Genomic DNA, 21,522 nt, shown 5'->3' with positions numbered 1-21,522 from the left:
GATACCGACCGGTTGCTAGGTTCGGCGGCGTGACCGTCGACCTGATCGGCCGCGAGGCCCGCCCCCTCGTCGAGCGCGACGTCGACGGGATCGCGCCCGAGGAGCTTCCGCTGTGGGAACGCGCTCGGTCGCTGAAGATCCTTCGCCGCGAGTGCGACTCGTGGACCCGCCTGGCGGCCGGCCTGGCAGCGTGGTCGGGCGCCGTGGTGGGCGTCGCTGCCCTCGCGACCGTCGTCTCGCACGACGCACCGTGGTGGCTGCGCATCGTGTCGCTGCTCGGCGGCGCCGTCCTGCTGGGCGGCGCGGTGCCGACAGGAATCGCCGCTTGGCGCTCGGGACGGCGCGTGGTCGACGCCTACTGCTGGTGGACCCTGCTGCCCGAGCGGCTGCCCGGCGGTGGCGCAGGGGTCGAGCAGTGGCGGGCCGACCCGGTGCGGGACGCCGTCGAGGCACGCGCCTTCGTGTTCGAGGGCGCCCAAGTCGTGAGGATCGGCGCCGCCGCGGTGTCGGCCCTGGCCCCGGTCACGTTCCTCGACGTCCTCGACCGTGGACCGCGTCCGACGTGGTGGGAGGGCGAGACGCTCGCACTGGCCGTGTTCTCGCTCGGATTCGTCGCGATCGGCCTCGGCACCGCCGCCGTGCTGATCTGGGGTCAGTTCAGGGCCGCTCGCGCCGCCACCGAGCGCGACCCGATCCAGCGCTGGCTGCTGCGGCGCCGATGACCCGCGACCGCGCATGGCTCGTCGCCGCCACGGTGCTCGGCGGCGCCCACGCCGCCACCAGCCTGGTGTGGGCGTTGGGCTCGACCTGGCTGCTCGACACGGTCGGCGGCGAGCTCGAGCGACTCGGACGCGACGGGGGCTGGACCGTCAGCCTGGCGCTGCTGTCGGTCGTCGCGCTCAAGCTCGTCGCCGTGGCTTTGCCCTGGTTCGCCGCCGGTGACGCCGCAGGACGCCTCACGCGGGCGGCAGCGTGGGCGGTCGGCGTCGTGCTCGTCGTGTACGGCGGCGTGCTCACGATCGCCGGCCTCGCGGTCGTGCTGGCCGATGTCGACACTGCGGATCCCCACGCCGTCCGCTGGCACGCGTTCTTCTGGGACCCGTGGTTCCTCGCCTGGGGCACCTGCGTGCTGGCGGCCATGCGCCGCGACCGCCGACGCCGGGCCGTCAGCGGCCGGGCACCTCGCAGTGCCCCTCGACCCTGAGGCCGGCGAACCTCGGCTCGAGCTCGAGCGCCACCTCGTCCTCACCGAAGGCGGCACCGGGCAGGCTGCCGCTCACGTCGTCGACCTTGCTCCCGCGGACGTGGGTGTAGCCCTGGTCGGCCATCGCCGCGACCACCTCGGAGACCGTCTCGTCGGTCATCGACCGCGGGACGTCACCGGGTTCGACGGTGACCACCCGTCGCCACCCCTGGTAGTCGTCCTCGTCCTGGCAGGCGATCAGCGACACCTCAGGCGCCTCCCAGCGTCCTCCGACGACCGCGACGACCTGGCGCACCACGGCGTCCTGGGCGCGGGTCGTGCCGGCGCTGACCGCCCGCGGGGGCCGGTCGTCGAACGGCGGCCTGTCGGTCATCGCGAAGTACCCGACGACCGCGGCGGCGACGACCGCCGTGACGACCAGCGCACCGACCACCCCGAACGCGATCCAGTGACGCTCGCGCCACGGCATGACCCCAGGCGCCCGTCGTTCGTAGCCGGCCGCGTCGAGCATCCGCTCACGCACCGGCAGCCCCAACGCCTCGGCGACGGCGACCAGGTCGGCCTGCTCCCAGTAGGCGCCGCTGAGCTTCATGCGCGGCCCCCCGCCGGCCCGCCGAGCCATGAGCAGCGGGGTGGGCGGGCTGTTGCTCAGCGTCGGCTTGTAGACCGCCAGCAGGCCGACCAGGCCGTCGTCGACCCGCAGCACCGTGCGTCGCCACCGCCATCGCGTGTACTCGACCCACCCGTCGCCCAGCGTGACCCGGCTGCTGGCGATGTGCACCGCCACGGCTGCGAGGGCCGCGGCGGGGGTCAGCGCCACGATCGCCACGAGCACGATCAGGTCGACCACCGAGTCGGCCCTCGCCACGTTGAGGGCGAACAGACCGGTCGCGAGCGCTCCGCCCGTGGCCAGGCTGCCGCGCAGCCAGCGGCGGTAGTGCTGGCGCGACGCCCGCAGGACCCGGGGCTCGCTCACGTGGCCAGGCCCGACACGGTGCGGACGGCCGCGGCGAGCTCGGCGGCGGTGGTGCCGAGATCGGCGTCGGTCGTCTCGCGGCCGAAGGTGAACCGCACGGCCGTCTGCGCGATCTCGGGCTGGACGCCCATGGCCAGCAGCACGTGCGAGGGATCGTCGCTGCCGGCGGCACACGCCGAGCCGGACGAGCACACGATGCCGCGCGCCTCGAGCTCGACCAGCACCGACTCGCCGCTCGTGCCGGGCAGGACGAACGAGGCGCTGCCGGGCAGCCGCAGGTGGGGGTGGCCGGTGAGCACGGCCCCGGGGACGTCGGCCAGCACCCGTGCCACGAACGCGTCACGTCGCGCGACGACGTCGTCGGACGGTCCTTGGGCGAGCCGCAGCGCTGCGGCCATGCCGACCGCGGCCGCCACGTTCTCGGTGCCGGAGCGACGTCCGCCCTCCTGGCCTCCGCCGTGGATCAGCGGCTCGAACGGCGTGCGTCGGGCGAGGAAGAGCACGCCGACGCCCTTGGGCGCACCGAGCTTGTGCCCCGAGATGCTCATGGCCTGGACCCCGAGACGACCCACGTCGAGGTCGAGCCAGCCGGCGGACTGGACGGCATCGGTGTGGAAGGGGATGCCGCGGGCGGCGGTCAGTGCGGACAGCCGGGCGATCGGCTGGACCGTGCCGACCTCGTTGTTGGCGTGCTGGACGCTGACGAGGGTGGTGTCGTCGCGCAGGACCGCCTCGAGCGCGTCCGGCTGCACCAGCCCCTGGGCATCGACGGCGACCCGGCTGACCTCGTAGCCGATGCGCTCGAGGAACTCCGCCGACTCGAGCACGGCCGGGTGCTCGACGGTCGAGACCACGACGTGGCGTCCGCGGGGGGCTGCCAGCGCGATGCCCTTGACCGCGGCGTTGTCGGACTCGGTGCCACCGGACGTGAACGTGATCTCGGACGGCTTGGCGCCCAGCACCCGAGCCACGTCGGCGCGCGCCTGCTCGAGGGCACGGCGTGCCGCCTCACCCACCTCGTGGTGGCTCGACGGATTGCCGAACTCGGGGCCGAGGTGGGGCCACATGGCCTCGAGCACGCGACGGTCGACGGGCCTCGTGGCTGCCGCGTCCAGATAGATCACGGCGCTACGACACCGTGATGTCGAGCCCGAGGTCGAGGGCCCGGACGCTGTGGGTGAGGGCACCGACCGAGATGACGTCGACTCCGGTGGCCGCGACGTCGCCGATCGTGTCGAGGGTGATGCCGCCGCTGGCCTCGACGAGGGCCTGACCGCCGATGCGCGCGACCCCGGCCCGCAGGTCGTCGAGGCTGAAGTTGTCGAGCATGATCGTGCCCGCGGCCTCCGCGGCGAGCACCGCGTCGAGCTGGTCGAGGCGGTCGACCTCGACCTCGATGTGGGTCGTGTGCGGCAAATCGGCCTTCGCCTGGCGCAGCGCCGCGGTGAGATCGGGGATGACCGCGAGGTGGTTGTCCTTGGCCATGACGGCGTCGGACAGCGAGTAGCGGTGGTTGTGGCCGCCGCCGCAGCGCACCGCGTGGCGTTCGAGGGCCCGCAGGCCGGGCGTGGTCTTGCGGGTGTCGACGACCCGGGCACCCGTGCCGGCGACGGCCTCGACGTAGGCGCGGGTGAGCGTCGCGATGCCGGTCATGCGCTGCACGAGGTTGAGCGCGACCCGCTCGGCCTGCAGCACGGCACGCGCCGGGCCCTCGACGTGCGCGAGCACCGCACCGCGCTCGAAGGCGTCGCCGTCGGCCGCGTGGCGGGTGACCTCGACCGACGGGTCGAGCGTCGTCATGGCGATCTCGAACACGTCGGCTCCGGCAAGCACCCCCGGCTCTCGGGCCACCAGGTCGGCGCGCGCGACGGCCGTCACGGGCACCAGCGTCTGCGACGTCAGGTCGCCGAACGGCGCGTCCTCGTCGAGGGCCATGTCGACGACGCGCTGGATCTGGCGACGCTCGAGCAGGGTCATGCGGTGGCTCCGATCGAGGAGTGGCGGGCCTGCGACGGGTCGGTCCGCGGGAAGTCGGTGCGGTAGTGCCCGCCCCGGGACTCACGACGGGCCAGCGCGCTGGCGACGACGGCTCGGGCCACGACGAGCAGGTTGGCGTCCTCGGCGGCCTTGGCGTCGGTGACGGCCGGCGACTTCCAGCGGCGCAGCTCGGCTGCGGCCTGCGCGAGGTCGGCACCGTCGCGAGCCAGCCCGGCCGCGTCCCACATGAGCTGTTGGAGGTCGGCGCGGCTGACGTCGTGGGCGTCGGGGTCGTCGCTCAGGTCGAGGTCGAGCGGCGCGGACCACTCGTCGTCGAACGGCACGACGGGGGCGGGCGCCTCGATACCCTCGACGACCCGTCGTCCGTAGACCGCGCCCTCGAGGAGGGAGTTGGAGGCCAGCCGGTTGGCGCCGTGCAGGCCGTTGCAGGCGACCTCGCCGACCGCGTACAGACCGGGCACCGAGGTGCGTCCCCACTCGTCGGTGCGGATGCCGCCCATGAAGTAGTGGGCCGCAGGCGTGACGGGGACGGGGACCTGGCCCCAGTCGTAGCCCTGCGCGCGGCAGGCGGCGTCGATGTTGGGGAAGCGCCGGGCCAAGAAGTCGGAGCCGAGATGCGTCGCGTCGAGGCGAACCGGGATGCCGGGCTGCCGAGCCATCTGCTGGGCGATGCCGCGAGCCACGACGTCGCGCGGCGCCAGCTCGGCGTCGGGGTGCACGTCGAGCATGAACCGCTTGCCGTCGGCATCGATCAGGACGGCGCCCTCGCCGCGGACCGCCTCGGAGACGAGGAAGTTGCCGGGAGCGTCGAGCGACGTGGGGTGGAACTGGTAGAACTCGAGATCGGCGGCGACGGCTCCCGCACGCAGCGCCATGCCGAGCCCGTCGGCCGTCGCGACCTCGGGGTTGGTCGTGTAGGGGAACAGCTGGCCCGCTCCCCCGGTGGCCAGGACGACGGCGTCGGCGCGGAGCTGCTCACCGCCGAGCAGGGTCACGCCGACGACCCTCGTGGCCCCTGAACCTGTCGAAGGGCCCTCGAGCACCAGGTCGACGACGGTCGTCTGCTCGCGCACCGTCACGGCACTCTCGCGGAGGCGGTCGATCAGGGCGTAGGCGATGGCCGCGCCCGTCGCGTCACCGCCGGCGTGCAGGATGCGCGGGAAGGCATGGGCGGCCTCGAGGCCGTGCGACAGCTCGCCGTCGTGCCGGTCGAACGGCACACCGCGGGCGATGAGGTCGTCCATCGCCTGCGGGCCCTCGGCGCACAGGATGCCGATCGTGTCGGCGTCGCCGAGCCCGGCACCGGCCACGACCGTGTCGGCGACGTGCGAGGCGACCGAGTCGCCGAGCGTCGGCGCGCCGGTGTCGGCCATGTCGTCGATGACGACGGCCACGCCGCCCTGCGCGTAGCGGGTGTTGCTCTGCGCGAGGTCGGCCTTGGTCACCAGCGTCACGTCGAACGTGCCGACGGCGTCCAGCGCGGTGGTCATGCCGGCGATGCCGCTGCCGACGACGATGAGGCTGCGTGTCATGTCAGTGCTCCTGGCTCACGTGGGCAGCGCCGCGAGCATGCGCTCGAGCGCGACCTTGGCGTCGGCGGCGACGTCGTCGGCCACCACGATCTGGTTGTGGACCTCGCCGGCCACGAGACCGTCGAGCGTCCAGGCGAGGTAGCCCGGGTGGATGCGGTACATCGTCGAGCAAGGGCAGACGACCGGGTCGAGGCAGAAGATGGTGCGGTCGGGGAACTCTGCGGCGAGCCGGTTGACCATGTTGATCTCGGTGCCGATGGCGATGGTGTCGCCGGGCTCGGACGCGATCACGAACTTGCGGATGGCGTCGGTGGAGCCGGCGGCGTCAGCGGCGTCGACGACCGGCATGGGGCTCTCGGGATGCACGATGATCTTGACGCCGGGGTGCTCGGCGCGGGCCTTGTCGATCTGCGCGACGCTGAAGCGCTTGTGCACCGAGCAGAAGCCGTGCCACAGGATGACCTTCGCCTCGGCCAGGTCGGCCTCGGTGTTGCCGCCGAGCGGCTTGCGGGGGTTCCACATCGGCATCTGCTCGAGGGGGACGCCCATCGCCTTGGCCGTGTTGCGGCCCAGGTGCTGGTCGGGGAAGAACAGCACCCGCTGACCGCGCTCGAAGGCCCACTCGAGCACCGTCGCGGCGTTGGACGACGTGCAGACGATGCCGCCGTTGCGACCGCAGAACGCCTTGAGGGCGGCCGAGGAGTTCATGTAGGTGACCGGGATGACCGGCTGGCGCCCGTCGGCGTCCGACTCGGAGCCGTAGAGGGCCATGAGGTCGTCCCAGCACGCCTCGACCGAGTCCTCGTCGGCCATGTCGGCCATCGAGCAGCCGGCCGCGAGGTTAGGCAGGATCACTCTCTGCTCGGGACGCGCCAGGATGTCGGCGGTCTCGGCCATGAAGTGCACGCCGCAGAACACGATCGTCTCGGCGTCCGGCTTGGTCAGCGCGGCGTTGGCGAGCTGGAAGGAGTCACCCACGAAGTCGGCGTACTGGATGACCTCGTCGCGCTGGTAGAAGTGGCCGAGGATGACCAGCCGGTCGCCGAGCGTCTGCTTGGCCGCGACGATGCGCGCGTGCAGCTCGTCGTCGCCCATGCGCTGGTAGGCGGCAGGCAGCTGCCCGGGCCGGACGACCGGCTCGGGGATGACGTCGTCCTCGGACGCGCCGGGACCGTAGCCGGGGAACGTGTCGAACTCCCACGGCCCCTTCGCCAGATCGGCGTCGCAGCTCGCGGCGGGCTGCTCGACGATCAGGGTGTCGACGGACTTGGTGACGGATGTCATCGCTGCTCCTCGGGGGCGGGAGTGGGCGCGCCGGCCTCGAAGCGGAACAGCGCGGGGGGACGGTGGCTCGTGCCCTGCAGGCACGTGCCGGTGGGGACGAGGGTCTTGGTGGCCAGGGCCTGGCGGCGGAAGTTGGCGGGGTCGAGCGTCGTGCGCAGCACGGCCTCGTGGACGGCCCGCAGGTCGGCCAGGGTGAACTCCGTCGGCAGGAAGGCGTGCGCGATGGGCGTGTAGGTGATCTTGGCCCGCAGGCGCGCCAGCGCGTAGTCGACGATCTGGGCGTGGTCGAAGGCCAGGGGCGGCAGGTCGTCGGCGACGAACCACTCGACGTTCTCGCCGTCGACGGCCCGCGCGACCTCGTCCTGGCGCACCAGGGCCCAGTAGACGATCGAGACGACCCGGTCACTCGAGCGGTAGCCGACGGTGTCGGAGTGCGACCGGTCGACGTTGCCGAACGCGTAGAGCTGCTCGAGGTAGTTGGGGGCCAGGCCGGTGGTGCGCTCGAGCGTGTGCTGCGCGCTGGCGGCGAGGTCCTCGTCGGCCTCGAGCGGGCCACCGGGCAGGGCCCACATGCCCTCGTAGGGCTCGCGGATGCGGCGGACCAGCGGCAGCCACAGCGTCATGAGGCCGGTGTCGGGGTGCGGGCGCAGGGCGAAGATGACGGTCGAGACCGCGAGCGAGACCCGCTGGTCGATCGACGACGTCGTCATGGTGGATCCTGACTTAAAGTAGGAGTGACTCTAAGGTCACTCTAGCCTTACCTTAAAGTCACGTCAACATTAAGTGCCGCCCCGACCGGCGCGGTGACGTCGGCGGTGGCCGGTTCGGTCGTCCCGTGCGGGTGTCGGTGGTCGCGACGATGATGGTCCGATGCTCCTCGCCGACGTCGTCGCCACCTCGCTCGCGGTCGCCGCCACCCGCTCGCGCACTGCCAAGACGGCTGCGCTCGCCGAGCTGCTGGCAGGCCTCGACGATCCCGACGACGTCGTGACCGTCACGGCATACCTCGCCGGAGCACTGCGCCAGCGGCGCACGGGCCTCGGGTGGCGATCGCTGGGCGACCTGCCGCCGCCCGCCGACGAGGCGAGCCTGACGGTGTCCGAGGTGCATGCGGCGTTCGAGGCCATGTCGACCTTCTCCGGTGCCGGCTCGCAGGCCGCCCGTGCGGCCGCTGTCTCCGCATTGTTCGCCCGCGCCACCGCCGACGAGCAGGCCTGGCTGCGCAGCATCGTGACGGGCGAGGTGCGGCAGGGAGCGCTCGACTCGTTGGTGCAGGAAGCGTTGGCCGTCGCCGGAGGCGTCCCCGCCACGAGCGTCCGTCGCGCAGCGATGATGGCCGGCTCCACGGTCGACGTCGCGGTCGCGGCGCTCACCGGCGGCGAGCAGGCCTTGGCCGCCTTCGTGCTGCAGGTCGGACGTCCGGTGCTGCCGATGCTGGCCTCGTCGGCGGGCTCGGTCGCCGAGGCCATGGCCAAGGCCGGCGGCGGCACGGTCGCGATCGACACCAAGCTCGACGGCGTCCGCATCCAGGTGCACCGGCGCGACGACGAGGTGCTCGTCGTCACGCGCTCGCTCGACGACGTCACGAGCCGTCACCCCGAGGTCGTCGAGGCCGCCCTCGCCCTGCCGCGCAGCGAGGTCGTGCTCGACGGCGAGGTGCTGGCGCTGGGGCCCGACGGACGGCCCCGTCCGTTCCAGGAGACGGCCTCACGAGCAGCATCCGCGGCAGGTGTCGAGCTGACGCCGGCCTTCTTCGACGTCCTGCACCTCGACGGGCGCGACCTGGTCGACTCCCCCACCCACGAGCGTCTCGAGGTGCTCGCCTCTCTGGTGCGCCCCGAGCACCTCGTGCCGCGCCTGCTCACCGACGATGCCGCCGAGGCTGAGGAGTTCACGGCCCGGGTGCTCGAGCTCGGGCACGAGGGCGTCGTCGTCAAGAGCCTGTCGGCGCCCTACGCCGCGGGTCGCCGCGGCGCCACGTGGGTCAAGGTCAAGCCCGTGCACACCCTCGACCTGGTCGTGCTGGCCGTCGAGCGTGGCTCAGGTCGGCGCAGCGAGTGGCTCTCCAACATCCACCTGGGCGCCCGCGACCCCCGGTCCGGCGAGCTGGTCATGCTCGGCAAGACGTTCAAGGGCATGACCGACGAGGTGCTGCGGTGGCAGACCGAGCGGTTCCGCGAGCTCGAGACGTCCGACGACGGCTACGTCGTGACGGTGCGCCCCGAGCAGGTGGTCGAGATCGCCTTCGACGGCGTGCAGCGCTCGACCCGCTACCCCGGTGGCGTCGCGCTGCGCTTCGCCCGCGTGGTCGGCTACCGCGACGACAAGAGCGCCGCCGACGCCGACACGCTCGACACCGTGCGGTCGTACCTGCCGGGCGTCACCGACCCCGGATGACCGACTGCGAGTGTGCCCAGCCCGTCCGGACCTCGCCGGCCACGAGGTAGAACGTCGATGCGGTGAAGGCCACGGCCCAGACCAGGCTCATCGTGACCATCGCGACCCTGAGCCCCTCGACGTCGACCGGTCCGGACGGTGCCACCGCCAGGCCGAGGAGCGCCCACGCGAAGACCGAGGCGATCAGCGCGAACGCGGCCAGGGCCGACCGCACGATGCTGCGTCCGGAGAAGAGCCGCTCGACCATCGTGCCCCGCCGGGGCGAGCCGAAGGCGTCGTCGGCGACCCACACCGCGTAGGCGCGGCACACCCGCTCGCCCGCACGGACCACGGCCAGGCCGAGCAGCACGCCGGGCACACCGACGGCCAGTCCCACGACCAGCGCGACGACGGCGAGCGCGTCGTCGTCACCGAACGAGTCGGCGGCAAGACCCACCAGCATCCCGCCGGCCACGATGCCGAGAAGACCCACGAAGCCGAGGGCCAACCGGCGCGGGCTGCCGAGCTCGTCGTCCAAGCGCGCCGCGGCCCGGCGGTGGTGGAAGCGGCCACCGGCCTCAGGTGACTCTGCCGCCTCGATCAGCGTCATGGCCTCGGCGGCGATCAGCAACGGCACGGCGGGGTCCCCTCTGGTGCTCGGCGACGACGGATCACCACCGATTCTGACGCCAGCATCACTGGAAGTCACGGCCGCGGTGCTTGGGCGGGATCGCGCGACCGGCCTCGGGGTAGACCTCCTCGATGCGCATGAGCTTGTCGGCGACCAGGTTGACGACGCCCTCGTGGCTGCGCTCGAGGATGCCGCGGATGACCATGCCGGCCGAGTTGCGTCCCACGACCCGGTAACGGCTCCAGAGTGCCTGCGAGCACACGACGTTGAGCATCCCCGTCTCGTCCTCGATGTTGAGGAAGGTGATGCCCGACGCCGTCGCCGGACGTTGGCGGTGCGTGATCAGGCCGGCGACCTTGACCCTCCGATCGGCCTCGGCGGTGGCGGTGTCGGACACCGACAGGATGCCCTCGGACGTCAGCAACGACCTCAGGTGCTCGATGGGATGCGTCTCGGGCGAGATGCGGGTCGCCCAGAGGTCGGCCATCGTGATCTCGACGTCGCTCATGCCCGGCAGCATCGGGGGCGGAGCCGCGACCGCGGTGCCGTCGAGCTGGTCAACGCTCTGGACGTAGCCGGCGTTCCAGAGCGCCTGACGGCGCGTCACGCCGAACCCGTCGAAGGCACCGGCCGTGGCCAGCGACTCCATCTGCGCCACCGTCAGCCCGGTGCGCCGGGCCACGTCGGCCATGTCGGAGAAGGGCTGCTCGTCGCGGGCGGTCACGATGCGCCGGGCGACGTCGAGCCCGATGCCCTGCACCTCGTCGAGCCCGAGACGGACCGCGAAGTGCCCGTCGCGTCGGTGCTCGGGCGTCGGGTCGGGAGTGGTCTCGCGGACGAACCGTCCGACCGCGGGCTGCTCGCGATCGAGGCAGGCGGCGCGTCCGGTGGGTGACCGGTCGTCGCCGAGCGGCTCGAGATCGGCCTGGGCGCCCGACCGTGCGATGTCGGGACGCAGCACCGTCACGCCGTGCCGGCGGGCATCGGTCGTGAGCGACTGCGGCGAGTAGAAGCCCATCGGCTGGTTGCGCAGCAGCGCCGCCAGGAAGGCCCCCGGGTAGTGCAGCTTGAGCCACGAGCTGGCGTAGACCAGCAGCGAGAAGCTGAGGGCGTGGCTCTCGGCGAAGCCGAAGTTGGCGAACGACTTGATCTTAATGTAGATCTCGTCGGACTCCTCGGGGGTGAGACCGTGACGTGCCATGCCCGCGAAGAGCTTGTCCTCGAGCGACTCGATGCGCTCGATGCCTCGCTTGGAGCCCATGGCCCGGCGCAGCAGATCGGCCTCGTCGCCCGTGCAGTCGCCGATCGCGATCGCCATCTGCATGAGCTGTTCCTGGAACAGCGGGACGCCCATGGTGCGCTCGAGCACCGGCTCGAGGATCGGGTGCGGGTACGTCACGGGCTCCTTGCCCATGGCGCGCCGGATGTAGGGGTGCACGGCCCCACCCTGGATGGGACCCGGACGGATGAGGGCGATCTCGATCGCCAGGTCGTAGGCCCGTCGCGGCTGCAGCCGGGGCAGGGTGCCGATCTGGGCGCGGCTCTCGACCTGGAAGACACCGATCGAGTCGGCGCGGCACAGCATGTCGTAGACGCCGGCCTCCTCCTTGGGCATCGAGTCGAGGTCCCACTGCTCGCCCAGGTGCTCGGCGACGATGCGCATCGTGTGGTCGAGCGCACCGAGCATGCCGAGGCCCAGCAGGTCGAACTTGACCAGGCCCATGAACTCGCAGGCGTCCTTGTCCCACTGCAGGACCGTGCGCTGGTCCATGCGGCCGCGCTCGATGGGGCACACCTCGCCGATGGGTCGCTCGGTCAGGATCATGCCGCCGGAGTGGATACCCAGGTGCCGGGGCGCGGTCATCATCTGGCGGGCCAGCGACGTGACGGGTGCCGGGACGCCCTCGACGTCCTCGCTGCCCATCGGGCCCCAGCCGTCGATCTGCTTGGACCACGCGTCCTGCTGCCCGACCGAGTAGCCCAGCGCCTTGGCGGCGTCGCGGATCGCCGAGCGCGGACGGTAGCTGATGACGTTGGCGACCTGGGCGGCGTTGCGTCGTCCGTAGGTGTCGTAGACCCACTGGATGACCTCCTCGCGCCGGTCGGAGTCGAAGTCGACGTCGATGTCGGGCTCCTCCTCGCGGGTCGTGGCGAGGAAGCGCTCGAACGGCAGGTCGAAGAAAATCGAGTCGATCGCCGTGATCTCGAGCGCGTAGCAGAGGGCCGAGTTGGCCGACGAGCCCCGACCCTGGCAGAGGATGCCCTTCGACCGGGCGAACTGCACGATGTCGTGGACGATCAGGAAGTAGCCGGGAAAGTCCTTCTCCTCGATGACCGCGAGCTCGTGCTCGATGCGCTCGCGGGCGGCTTCCTGGTTGTCGGCGTAGCGCGTGCGGATGCCCTGCTCGGCCAGGTCGCGCAGGTGCTGCATCGCGGTCTTGCCGTCGGGGATGCCGCGCTTGGGCAGCTGAGGGGTCGCGGCGCGCAGGTCGAACGCGAGCTCGGCGGCCAGCGGGACGGTGCGCGCGACCGCACCCGGGTAGCGGCGGAACAGCTGCTGCATCTCGGCCCCCGAGCGCAGGTGCGCCGCCCCGGTGGCCGGCAGCCACCCGTCGAGCTCGGCGAGGCTGCGTCTGGCCCGGACGGCCGCGGTGGCCGCGGCCAGCCGAGCCCCCGACGGGCGGGCGAAGTGGACGTTGTTGGTGGCGACCGTCGCGAGACCGTGGTCGCGCGCCAGATCGGTCAAGGCGTCGTTGACGGCGCTGTCGCCCGGGAAGCCGTGGTTGATCAGCTCGACACCGACGCCGTCGATGCCGAAGCGCTGGGTCAGCAGGTCGAGCGCCTGCGCGGCCGCCTCGCGACCGCCACCGGCCAGCGCCTGCCGGACGTGGCCCTTGCGGCACCCCGTCAGGACGACCCAGTGACCGCGGCCCCGCTCGGCCAGCTCGTCGAGGTCGTAGACGGGACGACCCTTCTCGTCGCCGCGCAGCTGCGCGTCGGTGATCGCCGCGGCCAGGCGGTGATAGCCCTCGACCCCTCGTGCCAGCACCAGCAGGTGGGTGCCCTCGGGGTCGGCGATGCCGTTCTGGGGGGCGTGCAGTCCCAGCGACAGCTCGGCGCCGTAGACCGTCCGCAGGCCCTGGCTCGGATACTTGGCCGCCTCTTCGGCGAACCGGGGCGCCCCGTAGAAGCCGTCGTGATCGGTGACGGCCAGCCCCTCGAGACCCAGGGCAATGGCCTCGGCGACCAGGTCGTCGGGGCCGCTCGCGCCGTCGAGGAAGCTGAAGTGCGTGTGGCAGTGCAGCTCGGCGTAGGGCACGACCGGGCCGCCGGGCCGCTCGACCTCGCGGGGGCCGGTCTTGCGCCGCTTGCGCGACCACCCCGGGGCGTCGCCGCCGTCGGGGGCCGGCCGCCCCGACAACCGTCGCTCGAGCTCGGCCCACGAGACGTCCGGGTTGTTCCAGCCCATCAGGCGACCGCCGAGTGGCGCCGTCGCGATCGCGAGTGGCGCAGATTCGCACGACACGCCGTCTCACTATCGCGAGAATGCGCCACTCGCGGGGCCGGGGGGCTAGTCATAGGCGGCCTCTGTCCACCACTGGCCGCCCTCGACGATCATCAGGAAGGCGCTGCCGTCGACGCCGACGACCTGGAACCTGGCCAGCCGACGGGCCGCTGCCTCGTCCCACCACTGGTCGTCGACCGGCCACGGTCCGGCCCACGAGGCGACGGGCTGCCAGGCCTGCTCGGGGTCTGCCCGGAAGCGGGCAGGCTCACCCGTGACGAGTCCGCGCCCCGTGACGCCGATCGTCTGCCCCTCCGCGCCCACGACCATCGCCTGGCGCGGCTCGCGGTAGACCGTCGCCGGTGCCGGGGCAGGCAGGGCCCCGGGCCACGGCCGGCCCGGGGCACGGGCCGGCATCGGTCGCTCGCCCCACGGTGTGAGCAGGCGTCGCTCCCCCGGCCCGCGACCGCCCTGCACCATGACCGACACCACCGCCTCGTGGCCGACGATGCTCTGCACCCGGGCGACGCCCCGCTCGACCCGCTCGTCGGGGCCGCCGCCGAAGAGGCTGTCGGCATGATCGCCCAACGGCTCGGTGACCTCGGGGATGAGCCGCACGGCGTCGACGGGCGCCGAGATGGCACCGTCGACGCCCAGCTGCCAGCGCACCCGGTCGATCAGGTCGGTGGCCCCGAACCAGCGCGGATGCATCCACCGACGCGACGTCGCGAGCGAGCCGTCGGCATCGACCTCGATCAGCACCGTCGTGCACACCAGGCCGTGGCCGGCCAGGTCGCTGACGAAGGCCTCGGCGGTGGTGCGCAGGCTGAACGCGATGGGCTCGACGTTGTCGAGCGGCGGCTCCAGCAGCAGCGTCGCGTCGAACTCCGGCGGCACCTGCCGGCGGCTGATCAGACGCGGGTCCTGCCCTCGCGCCAACCGGTGCAGCAGGGCCCCGTGCGTGCCGAACCGGGTGTGGACGTCGGCCGGTGGCAGCGAGGCGAAGTCACCCAGCGTCAGCAGGCCCATGCGACGCAGGAGGCCCACCGTCGCCTGCTCGTCGAGCGCCTCGATGGGCAGGTCACGCAGGAACTGGGCGGACCCGCGCTCGGGGACGACCAGGCTGTCCTGGGCCAGCGCACGCCGCGCGGCCTGCTCGGCGGCGAACAGGCCGTCGGCGATGCCGGCACGGACGTCCCACACCCCGAGGTCGACGAGCCGCTCGGCGATGACCGCCGCCGCCTCGGCCTCGCCGCCGTAGAACCGGGCCGGCACCTCGAGCGCGCAGAGGCCTGGACGCAGCGGGGCCACGCCGGGGCTGAGCTGCTCGATGGCGGTGAGCACGGCCTCGAAGGCCCGCGCATCGGTGTCGGGGTGGTGCTCGTGCAGCACGAGCCCGGGGCACCGCGACTGGGCGTCGCGCCGGCGCATGCCGCGACGCACGCCCTCGGCGCGGGCCGCCTGCGAGCAGGCCAGCACAGCACCCTTGTCGAGCACCACGGCAGGCACGGAGGCCGGCCCGCCCACGGCCACGATCGGCCAGTCGGGCGCCCAGAGCACCATCGTGCGGGTCATCAGGACACGCTCCGCAGACGGGTGGGCGCCTCGGCCGGGATGCTCTCGACCCGGCGGATGGCCTGCTCGACGTCGGGCAGCCACAGCCGCGCGCGCCGGGCCGGTGCCGTGCCGCGCTGCACCTCGACCGTGACACGTCGGGCCTGCAGGTGACCGTGTCCCTGGCCCACGCCGACCCACTCGACGTCGCGCATCGCCAGGCGCGCCTCGCTGCGCGGCCAGTCGCCGTGGGCGATGAGGATGCCTCCGCGCTGGCGCAGACGGGCGCCGATGCGACTGACGTCCTTGGCCGCGACGTGCGCGGGGGCCCTGAGCACCACGACCCCGAGCACGTCGATGAGCGCCGCGGTGACCTCGAGCCAGGCCTCGCCGGGATCGGGCACCAGGATCGTGCGACGCAGCTCGACCCCGGCGGCCGCAGCCGCCTCGAGCCCCAGCTCGGCGGTGCCCACGACCCCGCACCACGCGCCGTCGGCCGACGGGCCGGCCATCAACGCGACCGCCAGGCTCATCGAGTCGACCGAGTAGGTGGACCCGGCCTGCAGCTGCAGCAGGCCCGCGAAGGCCGGGTGCGTGGCCACGGGCTGGGCAGCGGGGCGCCCCTGCATCTGGTCGACCTTCGCCCGCAGCTCGTCGAGGGTGGGGGCTGAGACGGTCACCTAGCCATGATCGAACATCTGTTCGAACGAGTCAATCTCGCACCGGCCTCGTCCCAGGGATCGGACACAGCCTGGCCCACCGGCTCGCGAGTGGCGCATTCAAGCCCGCGAGTGGCGCAACTTGGTCAGACACGCCGTCTCACAAAGACCAAACTGCGCCACTCGCGGAGTGCCGCGCGGCACCAGGAACCGGTCAGGCGCCGAGGGGGATCGAGCCTCCGGGGATGGCGTCGAGCAGCCGCTGCGTGTAGGCCTCGCGCGGGTTGTCGAACACCTCGGAGACCGAGGACGACTCGACGACCTTGCCGTTCTGCATGACCAGCACGTTGTCGGCGATCTGCCGCACGACGGCGAGGTCGTGCGTGATGAACAGATAGCTGAGACCCAGCTCGGCCTGCAGGTCGTTGAGCAGCTCGAGGATCTGCGCCTGCACCAGGACGTCGAGGGCCGAGACGGCCTCGTCGCAGATCACGACCTCGGGATCGAGCGCCAGCGCCCGGGCGATCGCGACGCGCTGACGCTGGCCGCCCGAGAGCTCGCCGGGATAGCGCGACATGACCGTCGTCGGCAGCGAGACCTTGTCGAGCAGGTCACGCACCTTGGCCTCGCGCTCCTTCTTGGTGCCCACGTCGTGCGTGTTCAGCGGCTCGGCGATCGACTGGTAGATCGAGTACAGCGGGTCGAGCGACGCGTACGGGTTCTGGAACACCGGTTGCATCTGACGTCGCAGCCTCAGCCGGTCGGTCTTGCTCTTCAGGTCGCGCAGGTTCTTGCCGTCGAACATCACGGTGCCCGACGTCGGCGGCAGCAGGTCGAGCACCATGCGGGCGACGGTCGACTTGCCCGAGCCCGACTCCCCCACGATCGCGGTGGTCGTGCCGCGGCGCAGACGGAACGAGACATCGTCGACCGCCGCGAAGTCGACCGACTGCCACGGCTTGGCGCCGCGCAGCTTGAAGATCTTCGTGAGGTTCTCGACCACGACGATGTCGTCGCGCCCCTCGCCGAGCTGGGACTCGCTGTGCGAGACCTCAGCGGCGATCTCGGCCGCTGTCTGCACCGCCTGCTCGCGCACCTCGGCGCGGGCCCGCTGCGACGACAGCCGCTGCGAGGCCAGCGACGGCGCGGACGACACGAGACGCTTGGTGTAGGGGTGCTGGGGGTCCTGCAGGATGTCGAGTGCCGGTCCGGACTCGACGACCCGGCCGCGGTACATCACGACCAGGTGGTCGGCGCGCTCGGCGGCCAGCCCCAGGTCGTGCGTGATCAGCATGACCGCGACGCCCAGCGTGTCGGTCAGCTGGTCGAGGTGGTCGAGGATCTGCTTCTGCACCGTGACGTCGAGGGCCGAGGTCGGCTCGTCGGCGATCAACAGCTGCGGACGGGCGGCCAGGCCCATCGCGATCAACGCGCGCTGACGCATGCCGCCGGAGAACTCGTGCGGGTACTGGCGTGCTCGACGCTCGGCGTCGGGCAGGCCGGCCTCCTCGAGCAGCTCGACGACCCGCTGGTCGGCGGCGGCACCCTTGGCGACGCCGTTGGCGACCAGCGCCTCCTTGATCTGGGTGCCGACCCGCCACAACGGGTTGAGGTTGGACATCGGGTCCTGCGGCACGAGGCCGATCGACGAGCCACGCAGCGCCATGATCGCGTCCTTGCGGGCGTGGGCGATGTCGTTGCCGTCGAAGAGGATCTCGCCACCGCTGACGTGCCCGTTGCCGGGCAGCAGGCCGATGACGGCGTGCGCGAGCGTCGACTTGCCCGAACCCGACTCGCCGACGATCGCGACGGTCTGGCCGCGGTAGATGGTCAGGTCGGCGCCGTCGACGGCCGTCAGCAGCTCCTTGCCGGCGCGGAAGCCGACGGTCAGGTTCTTGACCTGCAGCAGCGGGGTGGTGTCATTCACGGCGTTCACTTCTTCCTCGCCTTCGGGTCGAGTGCCTCGCGGACGGCCTCACCCAGCAGGATGAAGCCCAGCACGGTGATGGCCAGGGCCGCAGCCGGCACGAACATCACCTGGAGGTTCTGACCGGAACGCACCTGGCTCTGCGCGGCCGAGATGTCATTGCCCCACGAGACGACGTTGGCCGGCAGGCCGAGCCCGAGGAACGACAGCGACGACTCAGCGACGATGAACACGCCGAGCGAGATCGTCGAGGCCACGATGACCGGCGCCAGGGCGTTGGGCACGATGTGGCGACGCAGGTTCTTCATCTTCGACGCGCCGATCGCCGTGGCGGCGTCGACGAACTCGAGGTTCTTGATCTCCAGCACCGCGCCGCGCATCTGACGGGTGATCTGCGGCCAGGCGAACAGCGACAGGGCCGCCACCACCACGAACACCGATCCCCAGAACCCACGCTCAGGGAAGGTGTTGTTCAGCACCGAGATGACCACGATGCAGGCCAACAGCAGCGGGATCGAGAAGAAGATGTCGCTGAAGCGCGAGATCAGCGTGTCGACGATGCCGCCGTAGAAGCCCGCGATGGCGCCCGTGATGATGCCGAGGACGGCGACGATGATCGTCGTGAGCACGCCGACCGCGACCGAGGCCCGGGCCCCGTGCACGGTACGAGCCCAGACGTCCGCGCCCTGCTGGGTGTAGCCGAACGGGTGTCCGTCGCTCGGCGGCGAGAAGCTGTTCATCAGGTCGGCGGACTTGGGGTCCGCACCCGTGAACAGCGACGGGAAGAAGATCATCGCCGCGATCACCAGAAGGATGCCGGTCGCCAGCCAGAACAGCACCGAGGTGCGCAGACGCTTCCAGGCTTCCTTCCACTGGTTCTCGGGCACCGCGTCGACGTTGACGGCGTCGATCGCGCGCAGCGGGGTCTCGTCGATGGGGGCGACGTAACGCTCCTGCCCCGGGCGGATGTCAGACATAGCGGATCCTCGGGTCGAGTACGGCGTAGATCAGATCGACGAGCAGGCTCATCAGGACGTAGACCAGGACCATGAAGGTCACGATCGCCACGACCGTGGAGGTCTCGCCCTTCTGGATGGCGGTGTACGCCGCGTTGCCGATGCCAGGGATGTTGAAGATCGTCTCGGTGATGATGGCGCCGGCCATCAGCGATCCGAGGTTGATGCCGATGTACGTGACGACCGGCACGAGCGAGTTGCGCAGCACGTGGCGGCGCACCACCAGGCCGTTGGACAGGCCCTTGGCCCGGGCCGTGCGGACGTGGTCTGCGGTGAGGTTCTCGGCGACCGACGTGCGCGTGAGGCGGATCGTGTACGCGAAGTTGGCGATCGCCAGCACGATGGCCGGCAGGAGCAGCTTGCCGATGTTCCAGTCGGGACCGACGGTCGGCTCGACCCAGCCGAGCTTGACGCCGAACACGAGCTGCATGACGAAGCCGACCACGAAGATCGGCACCGACAGCAGCAGCAGCGAGACGACGAGCGCCGACGAGTCGAACCAGCCGTTGCGTCGCAGTCCGGCGATCGTGCCCAGCGTGATGCCGAGGATCGCGTCGATGGCGAGGGCCATGACGGCCAGCACGACCGTGACGGGGAACGTCTGCTTGATGAGGTCGAAGACCGGCTGGCCTGCGAAGGTCTCACCGAAGTTCAGGGTGATGGCGTTCTTGGCGAACTGCAGCCACTGCACGAACAACGGGTCGTCGAGGTGGTACTGCGCGGCGAGGGCGTCGCGGACCTCCTGCGAGACGGGCTTGTTGCCGGCGAGGTTGAGGATCGGGTCACCCGGGCGGAGCTTCAGCAGGATGAACAGGATCAGCGTCGCACCGAGGAACACCGGAATGGTTTGCAGCAATCGCTTGCCGACGTACCACCACACGATTGACCTCCTGAGGTCATGGGGGGATTGAAGCCCGCGCGGACTCCGGCCACGGTACTCCCGCGGTCCGAGCGGCGCCGGGCCGGAGGACTCCGGCCGCGCGCGGACGAGACGGAGGCAGCCCTCGTGGGGCTACCTCCGTCCCGTCACACGCGCTGGACGACTACTTCGTGAGCTTGTAGTAGTCCGGCTTCTGCTGCCAGTTGAACTCGAAGCCCTTGAGGTCCTTCGAGGTGGCCGCGGTGGCGTTCTGGTACCACAGCGGGACCGCCGGCAGATCGGTCAGGAGCAGGGTCTGCGCCTGGCTGATCAGGTCGTAGCGAGCGTCACCCTCGGCCGAGGAGGCCTCGGAGATCAGGTTGTCGAACTGCTTGTTGCTGTAGTCACCGTCGTTCGATCCGGCCTTGGTGGCGTAGATCGGGCCCAGGTAGTTGAGCATCGACGGGTAGTCGGCCTGCCAGCCGGTACGGAACGCCGTCTTGATCGTGCGGTCGGTGACCTCCTTGCGGAGCTCGTCGAACGTCGGGTACGGCTTGGGGCTCGAGTCGATGCCCAGCACCGTCGAGATCTGGTTGGTGACCGCGTCGGCGAACTCCTTGTTGCCGGCACCGTCGTTGTTGAAGGCCAGCTGGAAGCTGCCGTCCCACTTCGAGATCGCGTCGGCCTCGGCCCACTTCTTCTTGGCCTCGTCCGCGTTGTACTGCAGCACCTCGTTGCCGGGAACGTCCTTGGTCCAGCCGTCGAGCACCGGGGACGTGAAGTCGGTCGCGGGGGTACGCGTGTTGTTGAAGATCTTCTCGGTGATCAGCTTGCGGTTGATCGCCATCGAGATGGCGGCGCGGCGCAGCTGGCCCTCTTCACCCGAGAAGTGCTTCAGGCGCTCGGGGATCGTGAACGACGAGAAGTTCGAGCCGGCCTCGTTGAAGGCGTTGATCTTGCTGTCCTTCTCGAAGGTCTTGAGCGCGCTCGGCGGGACCTGGTCGAGGACGTCGAGGTTGTTGGACTGGACGTCGGTGTAGGCCGCGTCGGTGCCGCCGCCGGCGTAGAACTTGAAGACCAGACCCTTGTTCTCGGGCTTGTGCGAGCCCGTGTAGTCGGGGTTGGGCTCCATCGCGATCTGCTTGTTGCGCTCCCAGCCCGACTTGGTGAGCTGGTACGGGCCGTTGCCGATCGGACGCTCGCCGTACGCCTTGGTGATCTTGCCGCTGGAGTCGTAGGCCGCGTCAGGCACCGGGAAGTAGGCCGAGTAGCCGAGGCGCAGCGGGAAGTCCGACTCGGGCTTCTTGAGCTTGATCGTGAAGGACGTCGGGTCGATGACCTTCAGGCCGGAGATCTCCGTGGCGTCGTCGAGGGTGTTGCCGTTGTCGTCGGTGCCCTCGATCGGGTAGAAGAAGTAGTTGTTGAGCTGCTTGTTGGCCGCGTTGGCGCCGTAGTTCCAGGCCTTGACGAACGACTCGGCGGTCACGTCGGTGCCGTCGGTGAACTTCCAGGGCTTGAGCTTGACGGTCCAGAGCGTCTTGTCGTCGTTGGGCTCGATGGACTCGGCGACCTCGTTGACGGTCGAGCCGTCGGAGTTGTACGCGGTCAGACCGGAGAACAGGTTGTTGAGCGGGTCGCCGCCGCCGACCTCGTTGGTGGCCGTGGGGATCAGCGGGTTCTGGGGGTTGGTGCCGTAGACCGTGATGACGTTGTCGCCACTGCCACCGCCGCTGCCGCCCTCGCTGTCGCTGCCGCCGCCGCAGGCTGCCAGGGTGAGGCTGGCGGCGGCGATCATGGCCACTCCCGCAAGGCGTGTTCGCCGGGTGAGTCGCATGTAGTCCTCCTGTGATGAGTCAGGTGCGCGCTGGCGCGCGCTCCCTATGACTATCACCGCGCACGGGTCGCCGAACAGCACTCTGAGCCCGCTTAACCAAAGTGACACCAAAAAAGTCAATAGTCCCGCAGTGTCATCCCAGATGGTCCGAGCGGTGACGGTGCGTC

At 71.1% G+C, this 21,522-nt stretch carries 17 protein-coding genes; 3 read left to right on the top strand and 14 right to left on the bottom strand.

Annotated features, from left to right (window positions below):
- Positions 1-29: 29 nt before the first annotated feature.
- Both DX116_RS19665 and DX116_RS19660 read left to right on the top strand, forming a co-directional pair.
- Complete coding sequence (locus DX116_RS19665) at positions 30-722, top strand: hypothetical protein (RefSeq protein ID WP_119705982.1); 693 nt, start codon at positions 30-32, stop codon at positions 720-722.
- On the top strand, positions 719-1,204 hold the full coding sequence (locus DX116_RS19660) for a DUF3995 domain-containing protein (RefSeq protein ID WP_119705981.1): 486 nt from the start codon (positions 719-721) through the stop codon (positions 1,202-1,204). Before DX116_RS19665 ends, DX116_RS19660 begins: the two co-directional genes overlap by 4 nt.
- Here DX116_RS19660 and DX116_RS19655 read toward each other — a convergent pair.
- Genes DX116_RS19655 through DX116_RS19630 form a run of 6 tightly spaced genes read right to left on the bottom strand, consistent with a single transcriptional unit; the run spans position 1,167 to position 7,704 of the window.
- A complete protein-coding gene (locus DX116_RS19655) occupies positions 1,167-2,180 on the bottom strand; it encodes a hypothetical protein (RefSeq protein ID WP_119705980.1) in 1,014 nt (337 codons plus the stop codon). The genes DX116_RS19660 and DX116_RS19655 overlap by 38 nt on opposite strands.
- Complete coding sequence (locus DX116_RS19650; protein WP_119705979.1) at positions 2,177-3,304, bottom strand: cysteine desulfurase family protein; 1,128 nt, start codon at positions 3,302-3,304, stop codon at positions 2,177-2,179. Before DX116_RS19650 ends, DX116_RS19655 begins: the two co-directional genes overlap by 4 nt.
- Before the next feature lie 4 nt (positions 3,305-3,308).
- Complete coding sequence (nadC, locus tag DX116_RS19645; RefSeq protein ID WP_119705978.1) at positions 3,309-4,157, bottom strand: carboxylating nicotinate-nucleotide diphosphorylase; 849 nt, start codon at positions 4,155-4,157, stop codon at positions 3,309-3,311.
- Positions 4,154-5,710, bottom strand: coding sequence for an L-aspartate oxidase (gene nadB, locus DX116_RS19640; protein ID WP_119705977.1), 1,557 nt, complete (start codon positions 5,708-5,710; stop codon positions 4,154-4,156). Before nadB ends, nadC begins: the two co-directional genes overlap by 4 nt.
- A gap of 15 nt (positions 5,711-5,725) precedes the next feature.
- Positions 5,726-6,994 (bottom strand): quinolinate synthase NadA, encoded by a 1,269-nt coding sequence (gene nadA / locus DX116_RS19635; RefSeq protein ID WP_119705976.1) that lies wholly within the window; start codon positions 6,992-6,994, stop codon positions 5,726-5,728.
- A complete protein-coding gene (locus DX116_RS19630) occupies positions 6,991-7,704 on the bottom strand; it encodes an NUDIX hydrolase (protein WP_119705975.1) in 714 nt (237 codons plus the stop codon). The genes nadA and DX116_RS19630 overlap by 4 nt, the downstream gene beginning before the upstream one ends.
- Positions 7,705-7,864: 160 nt before the next feature.
- Between DX116_RS19630 and DX116_RS19625 the strand changes: the two genes are divergently transcribed.
- Positions 7,865-9,391, top strand: coding sequence for an ATP-dependent DNA ligase (locus tag DX116_RS19625; protein ID WP_119705974.1), 1,527 nt, complete (start codon positions 7,865-7,867; stop codon positions 9,389-9,391).
- Here DX116_RS19625 and DX116_RS19620 read toward each other — a convergent pair.
- The 8 genes from DX116_RS19620 to DX116_RS19585 all read right to left on the bottom strand — a co-directional run bounded on the left by DX116_RS19620 (position 9,375) and on the right by DX116_RS19585 (position 21,316).
- Positions 9,375-10,007, bottom strand: a complete 633-nt coding sequence (locus tag DX116_RS19620) for a hypothetical protein (RefSeq protein WP_119705973.1) — start codon at positions 10,005-10,007, stop codon at positions 9,375-9,377. The genes DX116_RS19625 and DX116_RS19620 overlap by 17 nt on opposite strands.
- A 58-nt stretch (positions 10,008-10,065) precedes the next feature.
- The gene (locus DX116_RS19615) at positions 10,066-13,470 is read right to left on the bottom strand and encodes an error-prone DNA polymerase (protein WP_119705972.1); all 3,405 of its coding nucleotides are present in this window, start codon (positions 13,468-13,470) and stop codon (positions 10,066-10,068) included.
- Positions 13,471-13,572: 102 nt separating this feature from the next.
- Positions 13,573-15,081, bottom strand: a complete 1,509-nt coding sequence (locus DX116_RS19610; protein ID WP_119705971.1) for a DNA polymerase Y family protein — start codon at positions 15,079-15,081, stop codon at positions 13,573-13,575.
- Entirely contained in the window at positions 15,081-15,740 is a 660-nt protein-coding gene (locus tag DX116_RS19605; protein WP_119705970.1) for a hypothetical protein, read from the bottom strand. Before DX116_RS19605 ends, DX116_RS19610 begins: the two co-directional genes overlap by 1 nt.
- Before the next feature lie 193 nt (positions 15,741-15,933).
- On the bottom strand, positions 15,934-17,646 hold the full coding sequence (locus DX116_RS19600) for a dipeptide ABC transporter ATP-binding protein (RefSeq protein WP_119706018.1): 1,713 nt from the start codon (positions 17,644-17,646) through the stop codon (positions 15,934-15,936).
- Positions 17,647-17,651: 5 nt separating this feature from the next.
- On the bottom strand, positions 17,652-18,623 hold the full coding sequence (locus DX116_RS19595) for an ABC transporter permease (protein WP_119705969.1): 972 nt from the start codon (positions 18,621-18,623) through the stop codon (positions 17,652-17,654).
- Complete coding sequence (locus DX116_RS19590) at positions 18,616-19,542, bottom strand: ABC transporter permease (protein ID WP_119705968.1); 927 nt, start codon at positions 19,540-19,542, stop codon at positions 18,616-18,618. The genes DX116_RS19595 and DX116_RS19590 overlap by 8 nt, the downstream gene beginning before the upstream one ends.
- Positions 19,543-19,705: 163 nt before the next feature.
- On the bottom strand, positions 19,706-21,316 hold the full coding sequence (locus DX116_RS19585; protein WP_199716188.1) for a peptide ABC transporter substrate-binding protein: 1,611 nt from the start codon (positions 21,314-21,316) through the stop codon (positions 19,706-19,708).
- Between the last annotated feature and the right edge of the window lie 206 nt (positions 21,317-21,522).

This window comes from Aeromicrobium endophyticum (assembly GCF_003586285.1).
GTDB classification, from domain to species: Bacteria; Actinomycetota; Actinomycetes; order Propionibacteriales; family Nocardioidaceae; genus Aeromicrobium; species Aeromicrobium endophyticum.
Note: the sequence above shows the minus strand (reverse complement) of the source record. Positions and strands in the feature narration are given on the sequence as shown.

What these genes read in the sequence shown, in the direction of transcription:
- DX116_RS19625 (WP_119705974.1), top strand. Translation starts at nt 7,865, where the DNA reads ATGCTCCTCGCCGACGTCGTCGCCACCTCGCTCGCGGTCGCCGCCACC.
- DX116_RS19610 (WP_119705971.1), bottom strand. Translation starts at nt 15,081, where the DNA reads ATGACCCGCACGATGGTGCTCTGGGCGCCCGACTGGCCGATCGTGGCC.
- DX116_RS19615 (WP_119705972.1), bottom strand. Translation starts at nt 13,470, where the DNA reads ATGGGCTGGAACAACCCGGACGTCTCGTGGGCCGAGCTCGAGCGACGG.
- nadA (WP_119705976.1), bottom strand. Translation starts at nt 6,994, where the DNA reads ATGACATCCGTCACCAAGTCCGTCGACACCCTGATCGTCGAGCAGCCC.
- DX116_RS19595 (WP_119705969.1), bottom strand. Translation starts at nt 18,623, where the DNA reads ATGTCTGACATCCGCCCGGGGCAGGAGCGTTACGTCGCCCCCATCGAC.
- DX116_RS19660 (WP_119705981.1), top strand. Translation starts at nt 719, where the DNA reads ATGACCCGCGACCGCGCATGGCTCGTCGCCGCCACGGTGCTCGGCGGC.
- DX116_RS19630 (WP_119705975.1), bottom strand. Translation starts at nt 7,704, where the DNA reads ATGACGACGTCGTCGATCGACCAGCGGGTCTCGCTCGCGGTCTCGACC.
- nadC (WP_119705978.1), bottom strand. Translation starts at nt 4,157, where the DNA reads ATGACCCTGCTCGAGCGTCGCCAGATCCAGCGCGTCGTCGACATGGCC.
- nadB (WP_119705977.1), bottom strand. Translation starts at nt 5,710, where the DNA reads ATGACACGCAGCCTCATCGTCGTCGGCAGCGGCATCGCCGGCATGACC.
- DX116_RS19585 (WP_199716188.1), bottom strand. Translation starts at nt 21,316, where the DNA reads ATGATCGCCGCCGCCAGCCTCACCCTGGCAGCCTGCGGCGGCGGCAGC.